Genomic DNA, 1,452 nt, shown 5'->3' with positions numbered 1-1,452 from the left:
AAGCACCGCAAGAGATCATGCAGGCACTGGTGGAAGCAGGCGAGGAGTTTGCTTTGTTCTTTGACGGCATGAACGAAGCGCAGTCCGGAAAACCGGTGAGCATTACCATGCACCGCTTGAAGTTTTCGCCAGTACAGGGGCTGCCCTTTATCAGTGACGAGTTTGCCGAAGTTTCAATGGAGTTTGAGGTGTTGAGAGACAGCAGCATTGGCGGTGTTGGCATGTCGCAGTTTATAAAAATAGTGCAGGCGCTTTAGGGCGCCATCATTTAAAAATACATTTTGGTATGTTGAGATATCCATTCAACATGATTGACTAGATCATCAGTACGATTATTTTTTATATAGTCTGAAATTTGGCTGTATGAAGAACCGAGGTATAAATTACGGTTTTCTTGACTTAATGTGATGGCGATTCTCCTATTGCTCCTATCTTCGAAGTTTGCAGAAACATATATAAAGTATGAACCGTCAGTAAATCTACCAGTAGTAAAAGACCCCAGTTTATCGACTCCATCTATTGACTGTATGTTATAAGAATTACCGCGATTTTCTTCATCACAATAAATAACATTCACATTTTGCCATTCTGACAAAAGCTGTTGTTCATTATTTTCTGTGTCCAGGGGCTTCTGCAAAATATGAAAATCATAGATACACCTTTCTTTTGCTTTGCTAAGCATTTTACTGTCAATTATATGGTACATGTTGCTATTGACGGTTCTTAGGCTTAATAAAGAGGGTAGTGGTAGCCTCTCGGCAATATTTAGTCGTAGCTCAGGAGGTAGCGTTGTTAATAAGTCAGGCTTGTGACTTCTAACACGACGTACATTAAAACAAGATACATTTTGCTGATTGCCTGAATTATTTTGATTTTCTCTTGGTTCTCGATAAAAACATGTCAATAATTTCCTGATCATATTTGTAGAAAAACCTATTGTGGTTGCATAGGAATGATATTTAATTATTAGCCTTTGCTTGCTTGCTTGCTTGCTTTATTTATTTAACGGCTCTTTTTTGTATGACCAGCTAATTAAAAACTCCCCATGCTGACCGGGTACCCACAAAGGAACCCACAACATGGCCAGCACAAATAGCGTACTCAATATCGTTATCCGGGCTCGGGATTTAGCCAAGGGAGCCCTGACCAAAGTCACTGCCCGGTTACGCACCATGGGCAGAGCCAGCCAGCAGACAGAAAACCGCTTTGCCAGCTTAGCACGCAGCATTCGCAACCTGGTACTCACCAGCGTGGGCTTTTACGCCATCAAAAAAGCGATGCAGGGGGTATTGAATACCGGGGATCAGTTTGAACGGTTGGAAGTACAGCTGAACGCCATCATGGGCAGCATGGCCGAAGGCGAGCAGGCAATGGCGTGGATTAAGGAGTTCACCAAAAACACGCCATTGGAACTGCAGGAAGTCGCTGACGCCTTTACCGCTTTGAAAAATT

At 42.8% G+C, this 1,452-nt stretch carries 3 protein-coding genes; 2 read left to right on the top strand and 1 reads right to left on the bottom strand.

The genetic code is table 11. The features are described 5' to 3' along the window. Positions 1-257: hypothetical protein (locus tag AK963_RS33990; RefSeq protein ID WP_202969924.1), on the top strand; the 257-nt coding region annotated here is incomplete at its 5' end. An 11-nt stretch (positions 258-268) separates the two neighbouring features. Here AK963_RS33990 and AK963_RS28910 read toward each other — a convergent pair. Next, positions 269-919: an F-box protein gene (locus AK963_RS28910; RefSeq protein ID WP_083232948.1), complete on the bottom strand. Its 651-nt coding sequence runs from the start codon at positions 917-919 to the stop codon at positions 269-271. Positions 920-1,079: 160 nt separating this feature from the next. Here AK963_RS28910 and AK963_RS28905 point away from each other — a divergent pair. Next, positions 1,080-1,452 (top strand): hypothetical protein (locus tag AK963_RS28905; protein ID WP_202969923.1); only part of this gene is annotated, 373 nt, incomplete at its 3' end.

Source organism: Endozoicomonas atrinae, from assembly GCF_001647025.1.
Taxonomy (GTDB): domain Bacteria; phylum Pseudomonadota; class Gammaproteobacteria; order Pseudomonadales; family Endozoicomonadaceae; genus Endozoicomonas; species Endozoicomonas atrinae.
This window is presented reverse-complemented; position numbering and strand designations above follow the sequence as displayed.

Excerpts from the sequence above, each read along its gene's own strand:
- AK963_RS28910 (WP_083232948.1), bottom strand. The coding sequence starts at position 919 with ATGATCAGGAAATTATTGACATGTTTTTATCGAGAACCAAGAGAAAAT.